Origin of the sequence: Stenotrophomonas sp. SORGH_AS_0282 (genome assembly GCF_030818125.1) — a bacterium.
In the GTDB taxonomy this organism is placed as follows: Bacteria; Pseudomonadota; Gammaproteobacteria; order Xanthomonadales; family Xanthomonadaceae; genus Stenotrophomonas; species Stenotrophomonas rhizophila_A.
In genome coordinates, this window is the sequence record NZ_JAUTAB010000001.1 from 2,468,170 (window position 1) to 2,486,656 (window position 18,487).

The window sequence follows — 18,487 nt, forward strand, 5'->3', positions numbered from 1 at the left end:
GTTGCATCGACATGGCCGATGCAACGCAGCAATAAAAGGCGCTTGCGCCTTTTATTGCTGCAACGGAATCACGCGGATTTCCACGCGGCGGTTCTTCGCGCGACCAGCGTCGGTGCTGTTATCGGCAATCGGGTACGCCTTGCCGGCACCCAGCGTCTCGATACGCACGCTCTGCACGCCCTGGGCGGTCAGGTACTGCGCCACCGAATCGGCGCGTTCCTTGGACAATTTGTTGTTGACCGCGTCACTGCCAATGCTGTCCGTGTGGCCAACCACTTCGATCATGGTCTGGTTGTACTCGTTCAGCGTGCTCGCCACGCCGTTGAGCGCACCGTAGAACTGCGGCTTCAGCTGCGACTTGCCGAAGTCGAAGGTCACGCCATCGGGCAGGTTGAGCACGATGTTGTCGCCCTGGCGCTGCACGTCAATACCAGTGTTGGCGGTGCGCTCGCGCAGCTCACGTTCCTGCTTGTTCTGATACGCACCCACGCCGGCGCCGGCAAGCGCGCCAATACCCGCACCCACCATCGCGTGCTGGCGACGTTCGGTCGCGCTGTCACCGGTCAGCAGGCCGGCGGCCACGCCGATGGCGGTACCGATCAGCGCGTTGCGGCCGGTGCGGCTCTGCTGCTCGACCGGGTTGCCGTACTGGTCGCTCTGCACGTAGGAACCACCGGTGGCGCAGGCCGACAGGGCGGCAGCGGTCATCAGGGCCAGGGCCACGTTGCGGGGTGCGGATCGGATCATGTGTTTTCTCCTGAAGTGCCGGCGGTCGGCGTGCGAACGGCCAGAAGCATAAACACGCCGGTGCGATGCCGGCATGATGAACACGCACGGATTCGGCATTTCGTTCAGGTTTCCGGCCGTCAGCCGGTGTGGCGATACGCAGCCAGCGCGGCGTCCCGACCGGCGGCCAGGTCCACCAGCGGGACTGCTGGATACCCCGGCGCCAGCTCGGCCAACAGCGCGGGCGACTGCCACGGCGCGAACCGTGCCTTGACCGGCAACGGCGCCAGTTCGGGCACCCAGCGGGTGATGTAACGCGCATGCGGATCGAACTTCTGCGACTGCGTGACCGGGTTGAATATCCGGAAATACGGCGCCGCATCCGCACCGGTGCCGGCCACCCACTGCCAGCCCATGGTGTTGTTGGCCAGGTCCGCGTCCACCAGCGTGTCCCAGAACCAGCGCGCGCCGTGCAGCCAGTGCTGGCGCATGTGCTTGCACAGGAAGCTGGCCACGATCATCCGCACGCGGTTGTGCATGTAGCCGGTGGCCCACAGCTCGCGCAGCCCCGCATCGACGATCGGCACGCCGGTCCGGCCCTGCTGCCACGCCTGCAGCTGTGTCGCATTCGGCTTGGCCCAACTGAAGTTCGCGAACCGCGGGTTGAGGTTCTGTTCGGGGGTCTGCGGGAAGTGATGCAACAGGTGGTAGGAAAACTCACGCCAGCCCAGCTCGCGGATATAGCCATCTATATCGGCATCTCGGCTGGCGCTGCGCTCGGCTTCCAGCCGTCGCACGATCTGCCACGGCGAGACTTCGCCGAAGTGCAGGTGCGGCGACAGCAGCGACGTGCCTACCCGGTCAGGCAGGTCGCGCTGCTGGCGGTAGCCGTTCAATGCACCGTCGATGAACACCGACAGCGCTTCCTGCGCGCCGGTTTCGCCGGGTTGCCAGTGCTCCCAGAACTGCTTGTCCCAGTCCAGCGTCGGCGCCAGTCCCAAGGTGTTCAGTGCCACGCCTTTTGCAGCGTGCGGCGGCAGGGTCTGCGGCAGCCGGGTGGCCGCCGGAATATTCATGCGGGTCAGCGCGTTGCGCCAGAACGGAGTGAATACCTTGTAGGGCCCGCCCTGCAGCGTGGCGATATCCCACGGCTCGAACATCAGGCTGCCGTTGCAGCTGTTCGCCTCGATTCCCTGCTCGCGCAGTTCGCGCTTGATCCGGGCATCGCGCGGTTGCGTGGCCGGTTCGTACTTCCGGTTCCAGTACACCGCCTCGGCGCGGGTTTCGTCGATCAGCGCCTGCAGCTGCGCCTGGCTGTCGCCCTGGCGCAGCACCAGCGCCGACCCGCGGGCACGCAGGTCCGCATCCAGCGCGGCCAGCGAGCGGTGCAGCCATGCGTTCGACGCACCGCCCGGCGCCCATGCGCCCTCCTCATCCGGCGCATGGATGTAGACCGGCACCGGGGTATGCCCCGCCTCCAGCGCGGCCTGCAATGCCGGGTTGTCCTGAAGACGAAGATCACGGCGGAACCAGACCAGAGCTACCGACACAAGCACTGCCTACGCTGAAAGAGAGCCACATGATAGCCATCTGGAGTGAAGGCATTGCACGCGCCCTTCGCGCCACGGCGATGTCCCCTGCACCGCTCGTGCACGGCATACCCGACAAGGTGGGCACATGCCCCAGCCGGTCCCTGCCAAGGCAGCACCTCGTGGTCGCCGGCGCCTTCTCTCCACTTTCCGGAACCACTCCCATGACGCCGATCCAGCCTGCTGTCGCTTATTCCGCTGACGTGGAACAGCGCGCGCCTGACGAAGACGCCACCATCGCCGAACTGGTGGAGGTATTCACCCGCATGGCCGGCGTGGTCGCCGTGCATGAAGGCCATGCGCACCGTGCGGTGCACGCCAAAGGCCATGCACTGCTGCGTGGACGCTTCCAGGTACTCGATGGGCTCCCGCCAGAACTGCGCCACGGCCTGTTCACCAGCCCTGCCGGCTATGATGCGCTGGTGCGGTTGTCCTCGCCCCCGGCCGAACAGCTGCCCGACACGGTGTCCACGCCGCGCGCGATGGCGGTGAAGATCCTGGATGTTCCCGGCGCGCGCGTGGAAGGCGGCGACGAGCAGCACAGCCAGGATTTCCTGATGGTCAACGGCCCGGCCTTCAACACGCCGGGCATCAGCGGCTTCCTGCGTTCGGCCAAGCTGCTGGCCGCCACCACCGAGCGCATGCCGCGGACCAAGCAGGTGCTCTCGGCCACGCTGCGCGGTACCGAGGCGGCGCTGGAGGCGGTGGGTGGCCAGAGCGCATCACTGAAGGCGCTCGGTGGCGAACCGCAGCACCATCCGCTCGGCGAAACGTTCTTCACCCAGGTCCCGTTCCGCTACGGGCCGTACATGGCCAAGTTCTCGTGGGTGCCGGTGTCACCGGCACTGGTCGCGCTGACCGGGCAGAAGCTGCCTTCCGAAGCCGATACGCAGCGTGAGGCGGTGGCCGCGTTCTTCGCCCAGCCCGGCGCCGTGGCCGAGTGGGAGCTGCGCGTGCAGCTCTGCCGCGATCTTGAAAAAATGCCGATCGAAGACGCTTCGGTGGTCTGGCCGGAGGAACTAAGCCCGTTCCAGCCGGTAGGTCGGCTGGTGGTGAGCGAGCAGTCTTCCTGGAACGCCGACGCCGAGGCCAGCGAAGACCGCCTCGCCTTCGCTCCCTGGCACGCGCTGGCGGCCCATCAACCGCTGGGCAACATCAACCGCGCACGCCGGATCGTGATGGCCGCCTCGCGCGACTTCCGCGCCCGGTTCAACCGTTGCCCCATCCACGAGCCTTCGGCACGCAACATTTAGTGCCGCGCCCTGCGTGGCAGCTTCACACGCGCACGCCAGAGCGCAGGAGCCGAAGCTCATCCAACCCCTGCTCGCGCGTGATCGCGTCGCGCAAGTGCAGCTCACGCCGCGCCTTGCGCGTATCCAGCGTCACTTCGACCGCCGAGGCAGCGAACTGCTGCCGGGTCAGCGGACCGCGTACCCGTCCACCACTCACTGCCGCCAGTGCATCGCCCAGCGATGCCAGTGCCCACAGCAGCGCACGCGGGACCGACTTTTCCGGCGCGGCGATCCCCTGCGTTTCCAGCAGCGCGGTGATGAAGGCACGGAACTGGACAGGCTGCTCGTCGGCGATGAAATAGACCTCGCCCGGTCGTGCATGGCGCAGCGCTGCCGAGACAGCCGCGCACAGGGTCGCGATGTGGGTGGTGGAGGTCAGGTAGTTGCCGCCCGAAATCCAGGCAAGCTGTCCGCTCCGCGCCGCGTCGCACAGCTGTGGCAGTGCGGTGGTGTCGTCGCGGCCCCACACGAACCGTGGGCGCAGCACGCTGACCGCAAGGTGTTCGCTGTTGGCTGCCAACGCAACCCGCTCCGCCTCGGCCTTGCTGCGCGAGTAGCCACCGATGGAGCGGCGTGGCAGTGGCGTGCGCTCGTCCACGCCTGGCAACGCGCGCCCGCTGGCCAGCACCGACTCGGTGCCGAGCAGGAGCACGCGGGCGACGCCCGCCTGTCCGGAGGCGTCGATCACCCGGCGCGTGCCATCGACGTTGACACGATGCTGGCGCCCCCCACCGGCCACATGGTCGGTATCGGCGGCCGCATGGACAACGGCGTGGCAGCCCTGCATGCCCGTGGCCAGGTCACCCGAGAGCAGGTCGGCGCGGAATGCCCGTGCGCCGCGCTGTTCGACTGCGCGCGCCGCTGCTTCGCTGCGCGCCAAGGCCACCACGGCGTGGCCCTGGGAGACCAGTGAGGTGATGAGGTTGCGACCGACATAGCCACTGCCGCCGGTAAGGAAAATCCGCTGGAGAGAAGACATGGGGGGTCCTGCAGCCGCTGCCGGGCCGCATTGATGAGTGGGAGAGAAGACAGGTGGGCGTAACGTCGCCCCAAACCGATGGATCAGTCAGGCGGTACCTGCTCCACCAGCCACGCGATGTCCCGCAGCAGCTGTTCCCGCTGTTGCACGGGCCAGCGGTGGTAGTCGAGCGCTTCGAGAAGTTTCAGTCCTTCCAGCGCCAGGTACGCCAGCATCGCGCCACGAGGCTGCTGCGAGGTGGTTTCGACCGCCTCGATCACCTCGCGCTGGTGTTGCTGGAACGGCCCGCGCAGGCTCGAGTCGCCGGCCATGGCCGCCACCAGGCTCAGGGCGACCGGTCGGAAGGCGTCCGGCAACGGCTGTGCAGCGGCCGCCAGCCGCCCCTTGATGACCGGACTGTCATGCGCGCGCACCGCGTCAACCGCGGCCTGGTTCTGGGCACTGTCCCGCTGCAGCGCGCGCACCAGTACGGCCTGCACCAGTGCGGTCTTGCTGCCATGGTCGTACAGCACGCTGGCCTTGCTGATCCCGGCCTCGGCTGCAACGGCCTCCAGGGTAAGCCCGGGAACGCCATGGCGGGCCACCACCCGTTCGGCGGCGTCCAGCAGGTGATTCGGGTCGATGGAGCGCGGTCGGGCCATGCTTTTACCAATTAATATCCGTCCGGATGGATATTAATGGGTCGCCAACCAGGGGTCAATCAACGGAAAGCGCGGACCCCTGCAGGCTTTCCCGCGCGGTGTGGCCGAAGCAGCGCTGGTACTCGCGGCTGAACTGCGACAGGCTCTCGTACCCGACGGCAAGCGCCGCCGAGGTCACGTTGACGGCCTTGGTTTCGAGCAGCCGCCGTGCTTCGAGCAGACGCAGCTGCTTCTGGAACTGCAGTGGCGAGACCCCGGTGACCGCGCGGAAGCGCCGGTAGAACAGTGACACGGACATGTTGCTGGCCGCCGCCAGCGACTCCACCTGCAGCGGCTGACGGAAATGCCGGCGCAGGTCCACCACCGCTTCGGCAATCCGGTGCAGCGTGCCTTCCGGGCGCGCCATTGCCGCAACCTCCGGGCCGGTTGGCCCGGTCAACAGCCAGTAGCTGAGTTCGCGCAACAAAGTGGGCACCAGCACCGCCGCCGCATCGTCGATACGCACCGCTTCAACGATGCGTGCCACGCAGTCCAGCAGCGGCGCTGGCAGGGTATGTACGCTGAGGCCGGAGGCTGCGGCGAGGGCTGACGGCCCCGGGTCCAGCCCGGCCAGCACCTGCTGCAGCACACCCGTGTCCAGCTCGATCGAGACGCCCATGAACGGCTGTGCCCGGCTGGCCGCCAGCACGCGCCCGGTTGCCGGCATCGCGATCCCGGTCACCAGTCCCTGTCCGGCGCGGTAATCGAGGCTGCGTCTTCCGGCCAGAACCTGCTTTGCCCCCTGCACGACCACACCCAACGCAGGCCGGTACAGCGCATGGGAGGGCATCCGGGCACGGCGGGTGGTCGAAACGATCACGCCTGGCAGCGGCGACAGTACACGGTCGCCCTCTCCGGCCGAACGGCTCAGCAGGCTCTCCACTGCGTCATGCAGACGCGTCAGCATGCCACCCCCGCGCGGAGGGGTGCAGGATCAGGCAAATGCCTGCGCGTAACCGGCAAGAGCGCGGCGCGGCACCCCGCGATCATGCCTGCTCGTTCCCCTCGTCTGGTTATCGCATGCACACTGGCTCTCCACTTCTCCCCGCCCGCGTGGCCCTGGTCACCGGCGGCAACAAGGGCATTGGCCGCAGCATCGCGCTGCAGTTGGCCACGCGCGGTTGGGACGTGATCTTAACGTACCGCAGCGACCCCGCCGCCGCCCGCAGCGTGGCCGCGGACATCGCACGTCAGGGCCGCGACGTGATGACCCTGGCGCTCGACGTCACCGACAGCGGGAGCTTCCCGGCATGCCTGGCCGCGATGACCGGTTGGCTGCAGTCCCGAGGCCAGGGCCGGAAGCTCGACGCGCTCATCAACAATGCCGGCGCGCACGCACCGGCACCGTTCGGTGCAATCACCGCCGATGACATCGACCTTCTGCATGCGCTGCATTTCAAGGGGCCGCTGCTGCTGACCCAGGCGCTGTCACCGTTGCTGGCCGACGGGGCGCGCATTGTGAACCTGTCCAGCAGCCTCACCCGCCACACCGCCGCCGGCAGCCTCGTCTACGCCGCCATGAAGGGCGCGCTGGAGGTGATGACCCGCTATCTGGCGCTGGAACTGGGTCCGCGCGGCATCACCGTCAACGCGGTGGCACCCGGCCCCACGCAGACGGATTTCTTCGGCGGCGCGGTGCGCGACAACCCCGACGTGCAGCGTTATGTCAGCGACCACACCGCACTCGGGCGCCCGGGCAACGCCGAGGATATCGGCGCGATGGTGGCCGCGCTGGTCGGGCCCGACAACCACTGGGTGACCGCGCAGCGGATCGAGGTGGGCGGCGGGATCCTGCTGTAGGCCCGGGCGGTGCTGAGGCTCAATCGCCCTTGGCGCGGCGTTGCTGCGCGTCGAAGCGCTGCATTGATTCGCGCATGAGCGCCTTGGCTTCGGCCGCGTTCCCCCAGCCGCTGAGTTCCACTGGATTGCGCCCTTCCGGCAGGTCCTTGTAGACGCGGAAGAACGCTTCGATGCGCTGGCGTTCGATCAGCGGCAGGTCCTGCAGGTCGCGGATGTTGGCGTAGGTCGGGTCAATCTTGTCGGTCGGCACGCCGATCACCTTCTCGTCGTGCTCGCCTTTGTCGACCATCTTCAGGTAGCCGATCGGGCGGAAGCGCACGATCACGCCGGGATGCAGCGGCTCGCGGGTCAACACCAGTGCATCCAGCGGGTCGTTGTCGCCGGCCAGGGTGCGCGGCATGGAGCCGTAGTTGGCCGGGTACGCAACCGGCATCGACTGGAAGCGGTCGACGTGGACCAGGCCGTCTTCCTTGATTTCGTACTTGGTGAAGCTGCCGGCCGGGATTTCCACGGCCAGGTTGGCTTCCTCCGGCGCTTCCTTCGGCTGGGCGGCCAGGAAGGGGTGCAGCACCGCGTTGCTGGCGAGGCTGGCGCCGGTGAGCAGCAGCAGTGCGGCGGCCAGGGCGATCAGGGCAAGTTTGGGTTGCGGGTTCATGGCAGTCCTTATTCCCAGCAGCGGTCGGCACGACCCTTCAGGGTCTGGGTGCGCGTGCAGTCGCGGGGGGCGATGCGGCCCTCGGTGAGTTCGGTCTTGCGCTTGCTGCCGTCGGCCTCGCGGTTGAGTTCGAAGCCGTCGTACAGGCGGCCGGTGACCGTGCGTGCTTCATAGCGCAGGTGCCGTGGATCGATCGTGAGCACCTGGTACAACTGGGTGTCCTCACCGACCGGCGCCATGGTGGCGCGCGCTTCATCGGAGAGGCGGTACTGCTTGGGGCCGGCCACGGTGACGATGTACTGCGGCGTGGCGGCCTGCCCTTCCCCACGGCGGCCGTAGGTGTGGTCGTGTCCCTGCAGCACCAGGTCGACCTGGTGGCGGCGCACCACCGGCAGCAGCACATCGCGCAGCTCGGCGTTCTCGCGTCCTTCGCGCGGCGAATAGAACGGCTGGTGCAGCAGCACGATGCTCCACGGGTGTGGGTTGTCGGCCAGGACCTTGTCCAGCCAGGCTGCCTGCGCCTGCGCGGTGCCCAGGTCGAGCGCGGAGGTGCCATCCAGGACCGCGATGCGCACGCCCTGGTAGTCGAACCAGTAGGTGCTGGTATCTGCGGCATCGACGCCATTGCGCGGCAATGCGAACGTTACCGGCCAGTGCCGGCCCATTACGCGGCGTTCCTGCGGGGTGTCCTCGAACTCCTCGAAGTACTCGTGGTTGCCGATCGCCGGGGCCACCGCGGTTTCCTGCGGCAGCCAGCCGGCAGCGGCAAACCACTCGCCCCACTCGCTGTCATCCACGCCGTCACCGCCACTCACCAGGTCACCGGCGAACAACGTCAGGCGCGCCTCCGGTGCCGCCTTGAGGCCGGCCCGCAGTACGCGCGACACATGGCTGAGGTTCTTGTTCTGGGTGTCGCCGAAGTACAGCAGGGTCAGTGGCTGGTCGGCGCGCCCGGCGGTGCGCAGCTGGTTCCAGGCGCTCCACGTCCCCTTGCCCTGCACCCGCCACTGATACAGCGTATCGGGGGCCAAGCCAATCACGTCGGCACGGTGGTGGTGGGAGCGGCCCAGCTCGGTGTCCAGCGGCGTGGTGACGGCGGTCACCCGGGTCGGCGTGCCGACATCGGGCGAGTCACCGGCAACCACCCACTCCAGCACCGGGGCGCGCACCGAGCTGTCGGTACGCCACGCCACGGCGAAGCCGCGCGATGCGTCCTGCGCCGGCGATGCCACGATGCGGTCCGGGAAGCCGGTCGCCGCGTAATGCCGGTTGCCGGCCGGCACCTGGGTGTTCGGTTCGGCCTTGCCCTCCGGCCTGGCCCAGCTGGACGCGCTGCCCAGCAGCAGCACTACCGCGAGCGCGCGGGCGCATGCATGGATACCGCTCACTTTGCACACTCCAGCGGCAGCGACAGCTGTTTGGCCACGCTGGCCCAGTCGAACGCGACCACGCCCTGGTCGTCATGCACGGCATACAGCGCGCCGTGCGGGAAGCGCGGCGAGGCGGCCTGGTCCAGCCAGATGCCGTCGGTATTGGCCACCGTGTTGCCCTGGAACGCGCCGACATGCTTGAAGGTATGCCGGTCGAACAGGTGGAACACGCTGCGCTGCTTGCCCTGCTCGGTGGTGATCCACCAGCCGTCCGTGCCGCAGGTGCGCAGCATCACGCCTTCGGCCTGCGCCTTGAACGCATCGCGGCCGAAGGTGGTGCCGCTGAATTTTCCTTGCAGCGAGTACACCTTGATTTCGCTGGCATAGGTTTCGTCCTCTTCGGCGATCAGCAGGCGGTCGTTGGCCGGATCGCCCCAGATCGATTCAACCACGCGCAGGGCGCCCTTCTCGCTGGTGTCGCCGATGCTGCCGACCAGGCTGGCCTGCACCTTGCCGTCCGCCACCTGCAGTGCGTAACGACGCACGCGCTTGTCCAGTTCGGCCAGCGGCGGCAGCACGTCGTTGCCCTGCGCATCTTCGCCGGCATCGTAGGAATCGGTCACGTACACGTCGTAGCCGCTGGCCTGCTTGTTGACCCACAGTCCATACGGCTTGCGCAGGTCATCGGCCGCGAACGTCCCCTGCGGGGTGAATGACGGCAGCTGCAGCACCTGCACGCGGTGGTTGTCGCGCTCCACGATCAGCACCAGGTCATCGACCACGGCGATGCCGTTGGGGCGGACGAACTGGCCCGGCGCGGTGCCGGTGCTGCCGACATCGCGCAGGTGCGCGCCGGTCTGGCCGTCATAGACCACCAGCTTGTCAGTGGCCTTGGCCGTGGCGATCAGCCACACCTGCCCTTCCGGCGAGGTCCAGCTGGCCGGCGAATCGATGTTGTCGGCAGGCGTCATCGGGGTGAGGAACGCTTCGGCGACAGTAGCCACCGAGCGCCCGGTGGTCGCCGCCGGGTCTGCTGCCGGTGCGTTCGATGCCGCCGGTACCGGCGTGACGGCCGGTTTGCAGCCAGCCAGCAGCGCCAGCGCGAGCAGGCCCAGTGCGGGACGTGCGCGCATCACAGGGCCACCTTCAGGCCGAGCGCGTAGGTGCGGCCGTATTCTTCATTCTGCAGGGTGCGCGAACGCACGCCCTGGTAGAGCTCCAGCGGCTTGTCGAGCAGGTTCTGCGCTTCCAGGTACACGCTTACGTTGTCGGTGATCTTGTAGTCCAGGCTGAAATCGAGCTGGGTATTGGGCGCCACGAAGATGTCGTAAGCGCGGCTGTCGCCCAGCGTATCCAGGTATTCGCTGCGGTACACCGCGGCCAGGCGGGTGCTGAAGCCGGCCTTCTCGTAACCCAGGTGTGCGCTGTACACGTGTTTGGAGGCACGCGGCAGGGTGAAGTCCTCGTCCGCACGGCCATCCAGGCCCGGGTCGAAATCGGTGTCCAACCAGGTGCCGCTGGCACCGACCAGCAGGCCATCCCAGCCGGCGGGCAGGAAGCTGAGCTGCTGCTGCCAGTTGAACTCGGCGCCGTAGACCTTGGCCTTGTCGCCGTTGATCACGCGGGTGACATCGAAGCCCGGGTATTCGGGATCGCTGTCGCTGACGGTGTTGACGATGTAGCCGTCGATGGATTTATGGAACAGGCCCAGCGAGAGGATTCCGGTGCTGCCGATGTAGCGTTCGAGCGACAAGTCCACGTTCGTGGATTCGTACGGATCCAGTTCCGGGTTGCCCAGCCGCACTTCCTCGTCGCCGCGGTTGTAGCCGATGCGCGGGGCGATGTCGCCGAACGACGGGCGCGACACGGTCTTGTTGGCGGCTGCGCGCAGCACCCAGTCGCTGCCGGCGTCGTAACGCAGGTGCAGGCCGGGCAGCACGTTGGTGTAGCTGCGGTCGGCGCTGAGCGGGGTCACGGTGTAGCTGCGGCCGTTGGCGGCCACGTCCACCTGGTTGCCGGTGGCCTGGAACTGGGTGTTTTCCACCCGCACGCCGCCGATGATGCGCAGGTTGCCGACGTCCCAGGTGCCCATGGCATAGCTGGCGAAGATGTCTTCGCTGGCGGTGTAATCCTCTTCCAGCGAGGTCATCGCATTGGCGCCGACATCCTGCGGTCGGGCACTGTACTGGCTGCCGAACCGGGCCCAGTAGCGACGCATCGCATCCGAGCTCATGCCCTGGCCGAGGCTGCCGCCACGGTGGTCGGGCGTGGCGGTGGTCCAGTCGGACAACGCCACGTCCGGACCCACGCGCAGTTCGCGCTCGTCGGTGTCCACGTCGCGGTCGCGCCAGCGGCCCAGCAGGCCGAACTTGTAACTGCTGTTGTCGCCGTCGAAGCGGATGTTGACCTGGGCGCTGTGCTCCTTGTCGTCCACGCGCTTGGGCGAGACCACGAAACGGTCGAAGTCGTAGTTGCCGTTGTCCATCCAGCTGGCATCGCTGAGCGTGTAGCGCGGGATGCCGCTGTTCTGGTCCACGGTGGCGGCCAGGTCATCGCCGTTGTACTCGAAGCGCGCTTCCATCTCGTCGTTGACGCGTTCTTCGGTACGGGTGTAACCGACCTTGTAATCCAGCACGGCGTTGCTCAGGCGGTTCTCGCCGCCCAGGCTGGCGGCGAAGGTGTTTTCCTTCTTGGTGCGGTAGCGCATGCGCTTCTGGATCGCATCGGCCGGCAGGTCGTCGACCCGGAACTGGTTGTTGCCCAGCGCGGTGACCTCGCCGTCCCCGAAGTTGAAAATGGTGCGCTGGCGGGTTTCGGCGTCGTCGAACTGGCTGTACAGGGTGCGCAGGTAGTACTGGCTGTCTTCGCTCGGGCGCCAGTCGAAGTTGAGGTTGGCGCCGATGCGCTTGCGTTCGATCTCATATTTGCGGTGCTGCAGGCTGTTGGCGAACAGCTCGTCTTCGCTGCCGCCGTCGAATTCGCCGTACTCCACTTCGCTGTTGTCGGACTCGAACCTGCGGTTCTGGTAGTTCACGCCCAGCGCCACGCCGAAGGTATCGGCGAACACTTCGCTGTAGTTGAACGCGGCCTTGGGGCTGGTGTGCCCGGACAGCTCCTGGTGGCTGGCTTCGATCTTGCCGCGCAGGCTGCGTCCGTCGCGGTCAAAGGCCGAGGCGGACTCGACCAGGATAGCGCCGCCGATGGCGTCGCCGGGCATGTCCGGAGTCGGCGACTTGACCACGCGCAGGCGTTCGGTCGAGTCGGAGGGGATCACGTCCAGCGGTGCGGCGCGGCTGGAATCTTCGGGCGTGCCCACGGCGATGCCGTCGATGCTGACGCTGTTGAGGTTGGCATCCAGGCCGCGCACCACCACGAAACGGCCCTCGCCCTGGTCACGGGTGACGCTGACGCCGGGCAGGCGCTGCAGCGATTCGGCCACGTTCTTGTCCGGGTAGACGCCCATGGCATCGGACGATACCGCGTCCTGGATGGCGTCGCTGCTGCGCTTGAGGTCGACCGCGCGGGTCTGCGATTCCAGCTGCGGGCGCACTTCCACCCGGTCCAGTTCGGTGGCTGCCGCAGCGCCGGCGAGCTCCCCGCTCGCGGCGGCCACGGCAGGCGCGGTGGACAGGACGAGCAACGACAGGCTGATGGCCAGCCCCAACGGCGATTTGTTCTGCACGGCTTCCCCAACGGTGTAAAGATTGGGTCAGCACGGTATGTCCGGGAGGTTGCATGAACGTGACACCGGTGGCGATTGTGACGTTCGGGGGCGGGCTATGGCCGGCCATGGCACCGGTGCGGCAAAATGGCGTTCTCCCCGTTTTGTTGGCATTCCCATGAAAATCGTCGAAGTTCGCCACCCGCTGGTGCAGCACAAGATCGGCCTGATGCGCGATGCGTCCCTGAGCACCAAGGACTTCCGCGAGCTGGCCAACGAGCTGGGCGGCCTGCTGGCCTACGAGGCCACCGCCGACCTGGACACCGAAGCGCACACCCTTTCCGGCTGGGCCGGCCCGGTGACCGTGCAGCGCATTGCGGGGGCGAAAATCACCGTGGTGCCGATCCTGCGCGCCGGGCTGGGCATGCTCAGCGGCGTGCTGTCGCTGATTCCGGCGGCGCGGGTCAGCGTGGTCGGCCTGCAGCGGGATGAGGAAACCCTGCAGCCGGTGCCCTACTTCGAGCGCCTCACCGGCCGCCTGGAAGAGCGCGATGCGCTGATCCTGGACCCGATGCTGGCCACTGGCGGCACCCTGATCGCCACCATCGACATGCTCAAGCGCGCCGGGGCGCGGCGGATCAAGGGTATTTTCCTGGTGGCCGCGCCGGAAGGCATCGCGGCCGTGCAGGCGGCGCACCCCGACGTGGAGATCTTCACTGCCGCGATCGATGCGCGGCTCAACGAGAAGGGCTACATCCTGCCGGGCCTGGGCGATGCCGGTGACCGCATCTTCGGGACCCGCGTGGCCGGTTGATCCGCGCGCTGTCAGGCCAGCGCGCGGGCCTTCAATTCACCCTGTTCGTGGGCGGTACCGAACCGCCCTTTCTCATCGCGGGTGACCTGGGCCAGCGCGCATCCGGGGTCGTGGGTAAAGAACAGGTGCACGTTGCGCGCCAGCTTGTCTTCCAGGAAGCTGCGCTTCTCGTCGATCAGCAGTTCGGCGTTGCGGTCGTAGCCCATGGTGATCGGCACGTGCACCCATGAACGCCCGGGAATCAGGTCGGCACAGAACACCACGCCACCGCGCGGCTCGCCCTGGACCTGTTCGGGGCCGACGATCTCGGCCAGCATCAGGCCCGGGGTGTGCCCGTCGCTGAAGCTGAAACGCACGCTCCTGCCGAGCGTGCGCGAATACGGTCCCTGCACGATCTCCAGCCGCCCGCTGTCGCGCAGCAGCTGCGGCAGTTCGGGAATGAAGCTGGCGCGGTCTCGCGGGTGCGGATCCAGCGCGCGTTCCCAGTGTTCGGCACCGACCAGGAAGGTCGCGTTGGGGAACAGCAGCTCCGGCGCGCGGCCTTCGCTCCACGGCGCCAGCAGGCCACCGGCGTGGTCGAAATGCAGGTGGCTGAGCACCACCACGTCGATGTCCTCATGCTCGAAGCCGGCTTCGCGCAACGATTCGATCAGCACGTGGCTGGGTTCCTGCACGCCGTAACGATCGCGCAGCTTCGGCTCGAAGAACGCGCCGATACCGGTTTCGAACAGCACGGTCTTGCCAGCCAGCGGGCTGGCCAGCAACGCGCGGCAGGCCAGTTCGATCCGGTTGAGATCGTCCGGTACCGCCCATTTTTCCCAGACCGCACGCGGCGCATTGCCGAACATCGCGCCGCCATCGAGCTTCTGTGAGTTACCGCGGATGGACCATAGTTTCATCGGTAAATTATCCGGCGGGCTGCGTTAATAATTCGCTATCCGCCGGCATGAAAAACCCCGCCGTGGCGGGGTTTCTGGTTTACCGTGCCACCCCAGGAGCGACCGCTCCCGAACCGACCGGGTTGCGCGGGTCGCTGCCCACGCTGAGCTGGTTGCTGCGGCGGTTCCACTCCACCGTCTGCAGGTTGCCCCACACATGGCTGGAACCGCGCCCGCCTTCGGCGCTGTCGCCGGGCAGGTCGATCTTGTGGCCCATCGCCTGCAGCTGCTTGATGGTGCCCGCATCGAACGCACCGGTTTCAGCCTCGATCACGTCCGGCAGCCACTGGTGGTGGAAGCGCGGCAACGCCGCAACCTGCTGGGCGTCGAGGCCATCGTCGTAGCCCAGCACGCCCAGCAGCACCATGGTGATGATGCGGCTGCCGCCCGGGGTGCCGAGCACCACGACCTTGTCGGCCGATTCCATGAAGGTCGGGGTCATCGAGCTGAGCATGCGCTTGCCCGGCTTGGGCGCGTTGGCCGCATAGCCCATCACGCCGAACGCGTTGGGCGTGCCCGGCTTGAGCGCGAAGTCGTCCATCTCGTTGTTGAGCAGCACGCCGGTGCCCGACGGAATCAGGCCCGAGCCGTACAGCAGGTTCACGGTCTGGGTGGCGCCCACGCGGTTGCCCTGCTGGTCAATGATCGAGAAGTGGGTGGTCTCGTCGTCTTCCAGCGGAGTCGGGTTGCCCGACAGCAGGTCGCTGGGGGTGGCCTTTTCCGGGTGGATGGTGGCGCGCAGGCCCTGGGCGTAATCGCGGCTGGTCAGCACCTTCTGCGGAATCTGCACGAAGTCCGGATCGCCCAGGAAGAAGGTGCGGTCACGGAACGCGCGGCGCATCGATTCCACCACCAGGTGGGTGCGGTGGGCCGGATCCATCGCCTTCAGGTCCCAGCCTTCCAGGATCTGCAGCATCGAGGCCAGTGCGATGCCACCGGACGACGGCGGCGAGGCGGTGGTGATCTTCCAGTCGCGGTAATTGAACACGATCGGTTCGCGCTGCTTGACCCGGTAGCCGGCCAGCTCGTCGGCCGTCCACTTGCCACCGGCCTGCTTCACCCCGGCCAGCAGGAGCTTGCCGGTCTGGCCCTTGTAGAAGCCATCGAACCCGCCTGCGGCCAGGCGCTCCAGCGTCTGCGCCAGCTCCGGCTGCTTGAACACATCACCTTCGGCGATCGGCTTGCCATTGCGCAGGTACACCTCGCGCGTGCCGGGGTAGCGCTCCATCACTTCACGGCGCGAGGCATAGCCCTTGGCCATGCGCGCATACACCGGGAAACCCTCGCGGGCGATGCGGATCGCCGGGGCCAGCGATGCCTGCAGCGGCAGCTTGCCATGCTTGGCCGACAGCTCCACCAGCGCCGCCGGCAGGCCGGGAATGCCGGCCGACCACGGGCCGTTCACCGACCGGTCGCGGTCCAGCTCGCCCTTGGTGTCCAGGAATGCTTCGGGGGTCGCGGCGGCCGGCGCGGTCTCGCGCGCGTCCAGCATCACGTCCTTGCCGGTCTTCGCATCGTGCAGCAGGAAGAAGCCACCGCCGCCCAGGCCGGAGCTGATAGGCTCAACCACTGCCAGGGTGGACGACACCGCTACTGCGGCGTCAAACGCGTTGCCGCCCTTGGCCAGGATCTCCATGCCCGCTTCGGTGGCCAGGTGATGCCCGCTGGCGATGGCGGCGCCTTCAGGATGCGCGGCCAGCGTGGCCTGCGGCGCAGGCTCGGCGGCCCACAGGGCCGGTGTCCACAGCAGGAGCAGCAGCAACCAGCGACGGGAGGGGGTGTTCATTCGGGCGCAGACTCCACATAGAGTTCGGGATGATCGCGCTGGAGCCCATGCAGCTTGGCCAGCAGCGCTTCCTGGGTTTCGGGAATGTCCGGATCGGGATCGATGCATTCCACCGGGCAGACGACCACGCATTGCGGTTCGTCGAAATGCCCCACGCATTCGGTGCAGCGTGCAGGGTCGATCACGTAGATGGTTTCACCCATCGAGATGGCCTGGTTGGGACAGGCGGGCTCGCATACGTCACAGTTGACGCAGAGCTCATTGATTTTCAGCGACATGGCGTTACTCCACGCCAGTGCCGGCAGAGGAAAACCGGCCTGCGCAGCTGCGCGGGCCGGTCAACGGCGGCGTCCACGAAGGACGCCGCCCGGGCCGCGCACACGTGCGCGGCCGCCATGGCACGGCTTACTTGGCTTCGACGAAGATGTACTCGGCGCCGGTCGGCTGGACGATCGACTGGACGCGGGCGTTGTCGGCCGCCTGGCCGATGAACACCACGCGCACACCCTTCATCGAGTCGGCGGACACGTCCTTGAACACGGCCTGGATCATGTCGGCCATCTTGCCCGAGGCGGACGAACCGAAGGCCAGCATGTTGCCCGGCTGCACGCCACGGGCGACAGCAGCGGTGGCGCTCTCGACCTGGCGGTCGTACTTGGCCTGGAACTCCGGATCCGATTCCGGGGACAGGTAGTACAGGAACGGGCTGTTGGTGATGTTGCCCATGTTCTGCACGGCGACGGACTGCAGGTACTTCTTCCAGCCCGCATCGTCATCCTTGGCCGGGGCGACGAGCGCCTGCTGGGCATCGGCGACCGGTGCGGCTTCTTCCTTCTTGCAGGCGGTGAACGCCAGCGCGAACGACGCGATCAACATGGCACGCATGGTGTTGTTCATGGAGTCTCCCTCTTGGTGATGCTTGGTATGTGTGGGTCTTGGGGTTTACGTGGGGCCAGACTTCGCTTCGCGGACCTTGCGCAGCGCCTCGAGCACCGAAGCCGGCACGAAGCCGGACACGTCGCCGCCAAGACGGGCGATCTCGCGGACCAGCGAGGACGAAATGAAGCTGTGCTGCTCGGCCGGGGTCAGGAACAACGTCTCGACCTCCGGAATCAGGTGGCGGTTCATGCTGGCCATCTGGAATTCGTATTCAAAATCGGAGACCGCGCGCAGGCCGCGCAGCAGCACCCCGCCCTGCTCGGAGCGCACGAAATGTGCCAGCAGGGTGTCGAAACCGCGCACTTCCACGTTGCGGTGGTGGGCCAGCGCATCGCGCGCCAGCGACACCCGCAGCTCCAGCGGCAGCGAAGGCCCCTTGGACGGGCTCTGCGCCACGCCGACCACCAGCTTCTCGAACAACGGCGCGGCCCGGTTCACCAGGTCGATGTGACCGTTGGTGATCGGATCGAAGGTGCCCGGGTATACGGCGATGCGGCGGTTGGCTGCGGTCATGCGGAAGCTACGCGTTCTGATCTGGTGAAAGTGTAGCAGTGGCGCGCCTGTACAGGGCAAAGCGGACCTCGCGGGTGCCGCCCTCCCGGTGCAGCAGCCAGCCCGGCGGCAGGCGCAGGGTCTGCCCGGCCGGCGACTCCAGGTACAGCCAGGCATCGGCCGCCAGGTGCGGACCCAGCCCGGCCAGCACGGCCTCCCACAGCCCGTCGGCGAACGGCGGGTCGACGAAGGCGATGTCGGCCAGCCCCGACGGCCGCTGGCCCAGCCAGTGCAGCGCATCGCCCTGCACCACCTCGATCTGGCCCTGGGCGCCCAGCCTGGCCACCGATTCGCGCAGCTGGCGGGCCAGCGCGGCATCGCGCTCCACCAGCGTGGCTTGGGCCGCTCCCCGCGACACCGCTTCCAGTCCCAGCGCGCCACTGCCGGCGAACAGGTCCAGCACCCGGGCCCCGCCCAGGCGCGGCATCAGCCAGTTGAACAGGGTCTCCCGGACCCGGTCGCTGCTGGGCCGCAGGCCCGGCGCCAGCGGCACCGGCAGCTTGGTATTGCGCCATTTGCCGCCAATGATGCGGACCTGGCCTGTGGAAGAACGAGAATTCATATGTCGTGAAGAATACCGTAGAGGAAAGCCCCCTGAGTCAGGGGGCGGCCGCGAAGCGGCCGGGGTGTGGGTGCTGAGTCACAGGGGGCCCACGGTTCGCGCAGCGAATCGTGGGTGCGGCGTCGCGCATGCGATGGCGCAACC

17 protein-coding genes and 1 pseudogene are annotated in these 18,487 nt (G+C 67.5%); 3 read left to right on the forward strand and 15 right to left on the reverse strand.

What is annotated here, in order from left to right; all coding sequences use genetic code 11:
- Positions 1-51: 51 nt before the first annotated feature.
- Together QE395_RS10890 and QE395_RS10895 are read right to left on the reverse strand one after the other, a co-directional pair.
- Positions 52-747 (reverse strand): OmpA family protein, encoded by a 696-nt coding sequence (locus QE395_RS10890; RefSeq protein WP_184124011.1) that lies wholly within the window; start codon positions 745-747, stop codon positions 52-54.
- Between the two features lie 119 nt (positions 748-866).
- The gene (locus tag QE395_RS10895; RefSeq protein ID WP_306989042.1) at positions 867-2,276 is read right to left on the reverse strand and encodes a deoxyribodipyrimidine photo-lyase; all 1,410 of its coding nucleotides are present in this window, start codon (positions 2,274-2,276) and stop codon (positions 867-869) included.
- A gap of 203 nt (positions 2,277-2,479) precedes the next feature.
- Between QE395_RS10895 and QE395_RS10900 the strand changes: the two genes are divergently transcribed.
- Positions 2,480-3,568, forward strand: coding sequence for a catalase family protein (locus tag QE395_RS10900; protein ID WP_306989044.1), 1,089 nt, complete (start codon positions 2,480-2,482; stop codon positions 3,566-3,568).
- A 22-nt stretch (positions 3,569-3,590) separates the two neighbouring features.
- Here QE395_RS10900 and QE395_RS10905 read toward each other — a convergent pair whose 3' ends face one another.
- The 3 genes from QE395_RS10905 to QE395_RS10915 all read right to left on the reverse strand — a co-directional run bounded on the left by QE395_RS10905 (position 3,591) and on the right by QE395_RS10915 (position 6,173).
- Positions 3,591-4,586, reverse strand: a complete 996-nt coding sequence (locus tag QE395_RS10905; protein ID WP_306989046.1) for an NAD-dependent epimerase/dehydratase family protein — start codon at positions 4,584-4,586, stop codon at positions 3,591-3,593.
- An 83-nt stretch (positions 4,587-4,669) separates the two neighbouring features.
- Positions 4,670-5,227 carry a TetR/AcrR family transcriptional regulator gene (locus QE395_RS10910; protein WP_306989048.1) on the reverse strand — a complete coding sequence of 186 codons (558 nt, stop codon included), beginning with the start codon at positions 5,225-5,227 and terminating at the stop codon, positions 4,670-4,672.
- 55 nt (positions 5,228-5,282) lie between these two features.
- Positions 5,283-6,173, reverse strand: coding sequence for an AraC family transcriptional regulator (locus QE395_RS10915; RefSeq protein ID WP_306989050.1), 891 nt, complete (start codon positions 6,171-6,173; stop codon positions 5,283-5,285).
- A gap of 113 nt (positions 6,174-6,286) precedes the next feature.
- Here QE395_RS10915 and QE395_RS10920 point away from each other — a divergent pair, with 113 nt between their 5' ends.
- Entirely contained in the window at positions 6,287-7,066 is a 780-nt protein-coding gene (locus QE395_RS10920) for an SDR family oxidoreductase (protein WP_306989052.1), read from the forward strand.
- 19 nt (positions 7,067-7,085) lie between these two features.
- On the opposite strand, the gene QE395_RS10925 is transcribed toward QE395_RS10920, so the two are convergent.
- From QE395_RS10925 to QE395_RS10940, 4 genes and pseudogenes are all read right to left on the reverse strand, one after another.
- Entirely contained in the window at positions 7,086-7,721 is a 636-nt protein-coding gene (locus QE395_RS10925) for an inorganic diphosphatase (protein ID WP_306989054.1), read from the reverse strand.
- Between the two features lie 8 nt (positions 7,722-7,729).
- Positions 7,730-9,022, reverse strand: a pseudogene (locus QE395_RS10930) (metallophosphoesterase family protein); the annotation flags it as partial.
- A gap of 83 nt (positions 9,023-9,105) precedes the next feature.
- Positions 9,106-10,224, reverse strand: a complete 1,119-nt coding sequence (locus tag QE395_RS10935; RefSeq protein WP_306989056.1) for a phytase — start codon at positions 10,222-10,224, stop codon at positions 9,106-9,108.
- Positions 10,224-12,773: a TonB-dependent receptor gene (locus QE395_RS10940; RefSeq protein ID WP_306989058.1), complete on the reverse strand. Its 2,550-nt coding sequence runs from the start codon at positions 12,771-12,773 to the stop codon at positions 10,224-10,226. The genes QE395_RS10935 and QE395_RS10940 overlap by 1 nt, the downstream gene beginning before the upstream one ends.
- A 157-nt stretch (positions 12,774-12,930) precedes the next feature.
- On the opposite strand from QE395_RS10940, the gene upp reads away from it, so the two are divergent.
- Positions 12,931-13,566, forward strand: coding sequence for a uracil phosphoribosyltransferase (gene upp / locus QE395_RS10945; RefSeq protein ID WP_068851060.1), 636 nt, complete (start codon positions 12,931-12,933; stop codon positions 13,564-13,566).
- A gap of 11 nt (positions 13,567-13,577) precedes the next feature.
- Here upp and QE395_RS10950 read toward each other — a convergent pair whose 3' ends face one another.
- The 6 genes from QE395_RS10950 to rsmD all read right to left on the reverse strand — a co-directional run bounded on the left by QE395_RS10950 (position 13,578) and on the right by rsmD (position 18,343).
- Complete coding sequence (locus QE395_RS10950; protein WP_306989060.1) at positions 13,578-14,465, reverse strand: MBL fold metallo-hydrolase; 888 nt, start codon at positions 14,463-14,465, stop codon at positions 13,578-13,580.
- 79 nt (positions 14,466-14,544) lie between these two features.
- Entirely contained in the window at positions 14,545-16,290 is a 1,746-nt protein-coding gene (ggt, locus tag QE395_RS10955) for a gamma-glutamyltransferase (RefSeq protein ID WP_306989062.1), read from the reverse strand.
- A complete protein-coding gene (locus QE395_RS10960) occupies positions 16,287-16,568 on the reverse strand; it encodes a YfhL family 4Fe-4S dicluster ferredoxin (RefSeq protein WP_068851051.1) in 282 nt (93 codons plus the stop codon). Before QE395_RS10960 ends, ggt begins: the two co-directional genes overlap by 4 nt.
- A 127-nt stretch (positions 16,569-16,695) precedes the next feature.
- Entirely contained in the window at positions 16,696-17,187 is a 492-nt protein-coding gene (locus QE395_RS10965; protein ID WP_068851048.1) for a hypothetical protein, read from the reverse strand.
- Between the two features lie 45 nt (positions 17,188-17,232).
- Positions 17,233-17,742, reverse strand: a complete 510-nt coding sequence (gene coaD / locus QE395_RS10970) for a pantetheine-phosphate adenylyltransferase (RefSeq protein WP_093534179.1) — start codon at positions 17,740-17,742, stop codon at positions 17,233-17,235.
- Positions 17,743-17,749: 7 nt separating this feature from the next.
- Positions 17,750-18,343, reverse strand: coding sequence for a 16S rRNA (guanine(966)-N(2))-methyltransferase RsmD (gene rsmD / locus QE395_RS10975; RefSeq protein WP_306989065.1), 594 nt, complete (start codon positions 18,341-18,343; stop codon positions 17,750-17,752).
- Positions 18,344-18,487 lie beyond the last annotated feature (144 nt).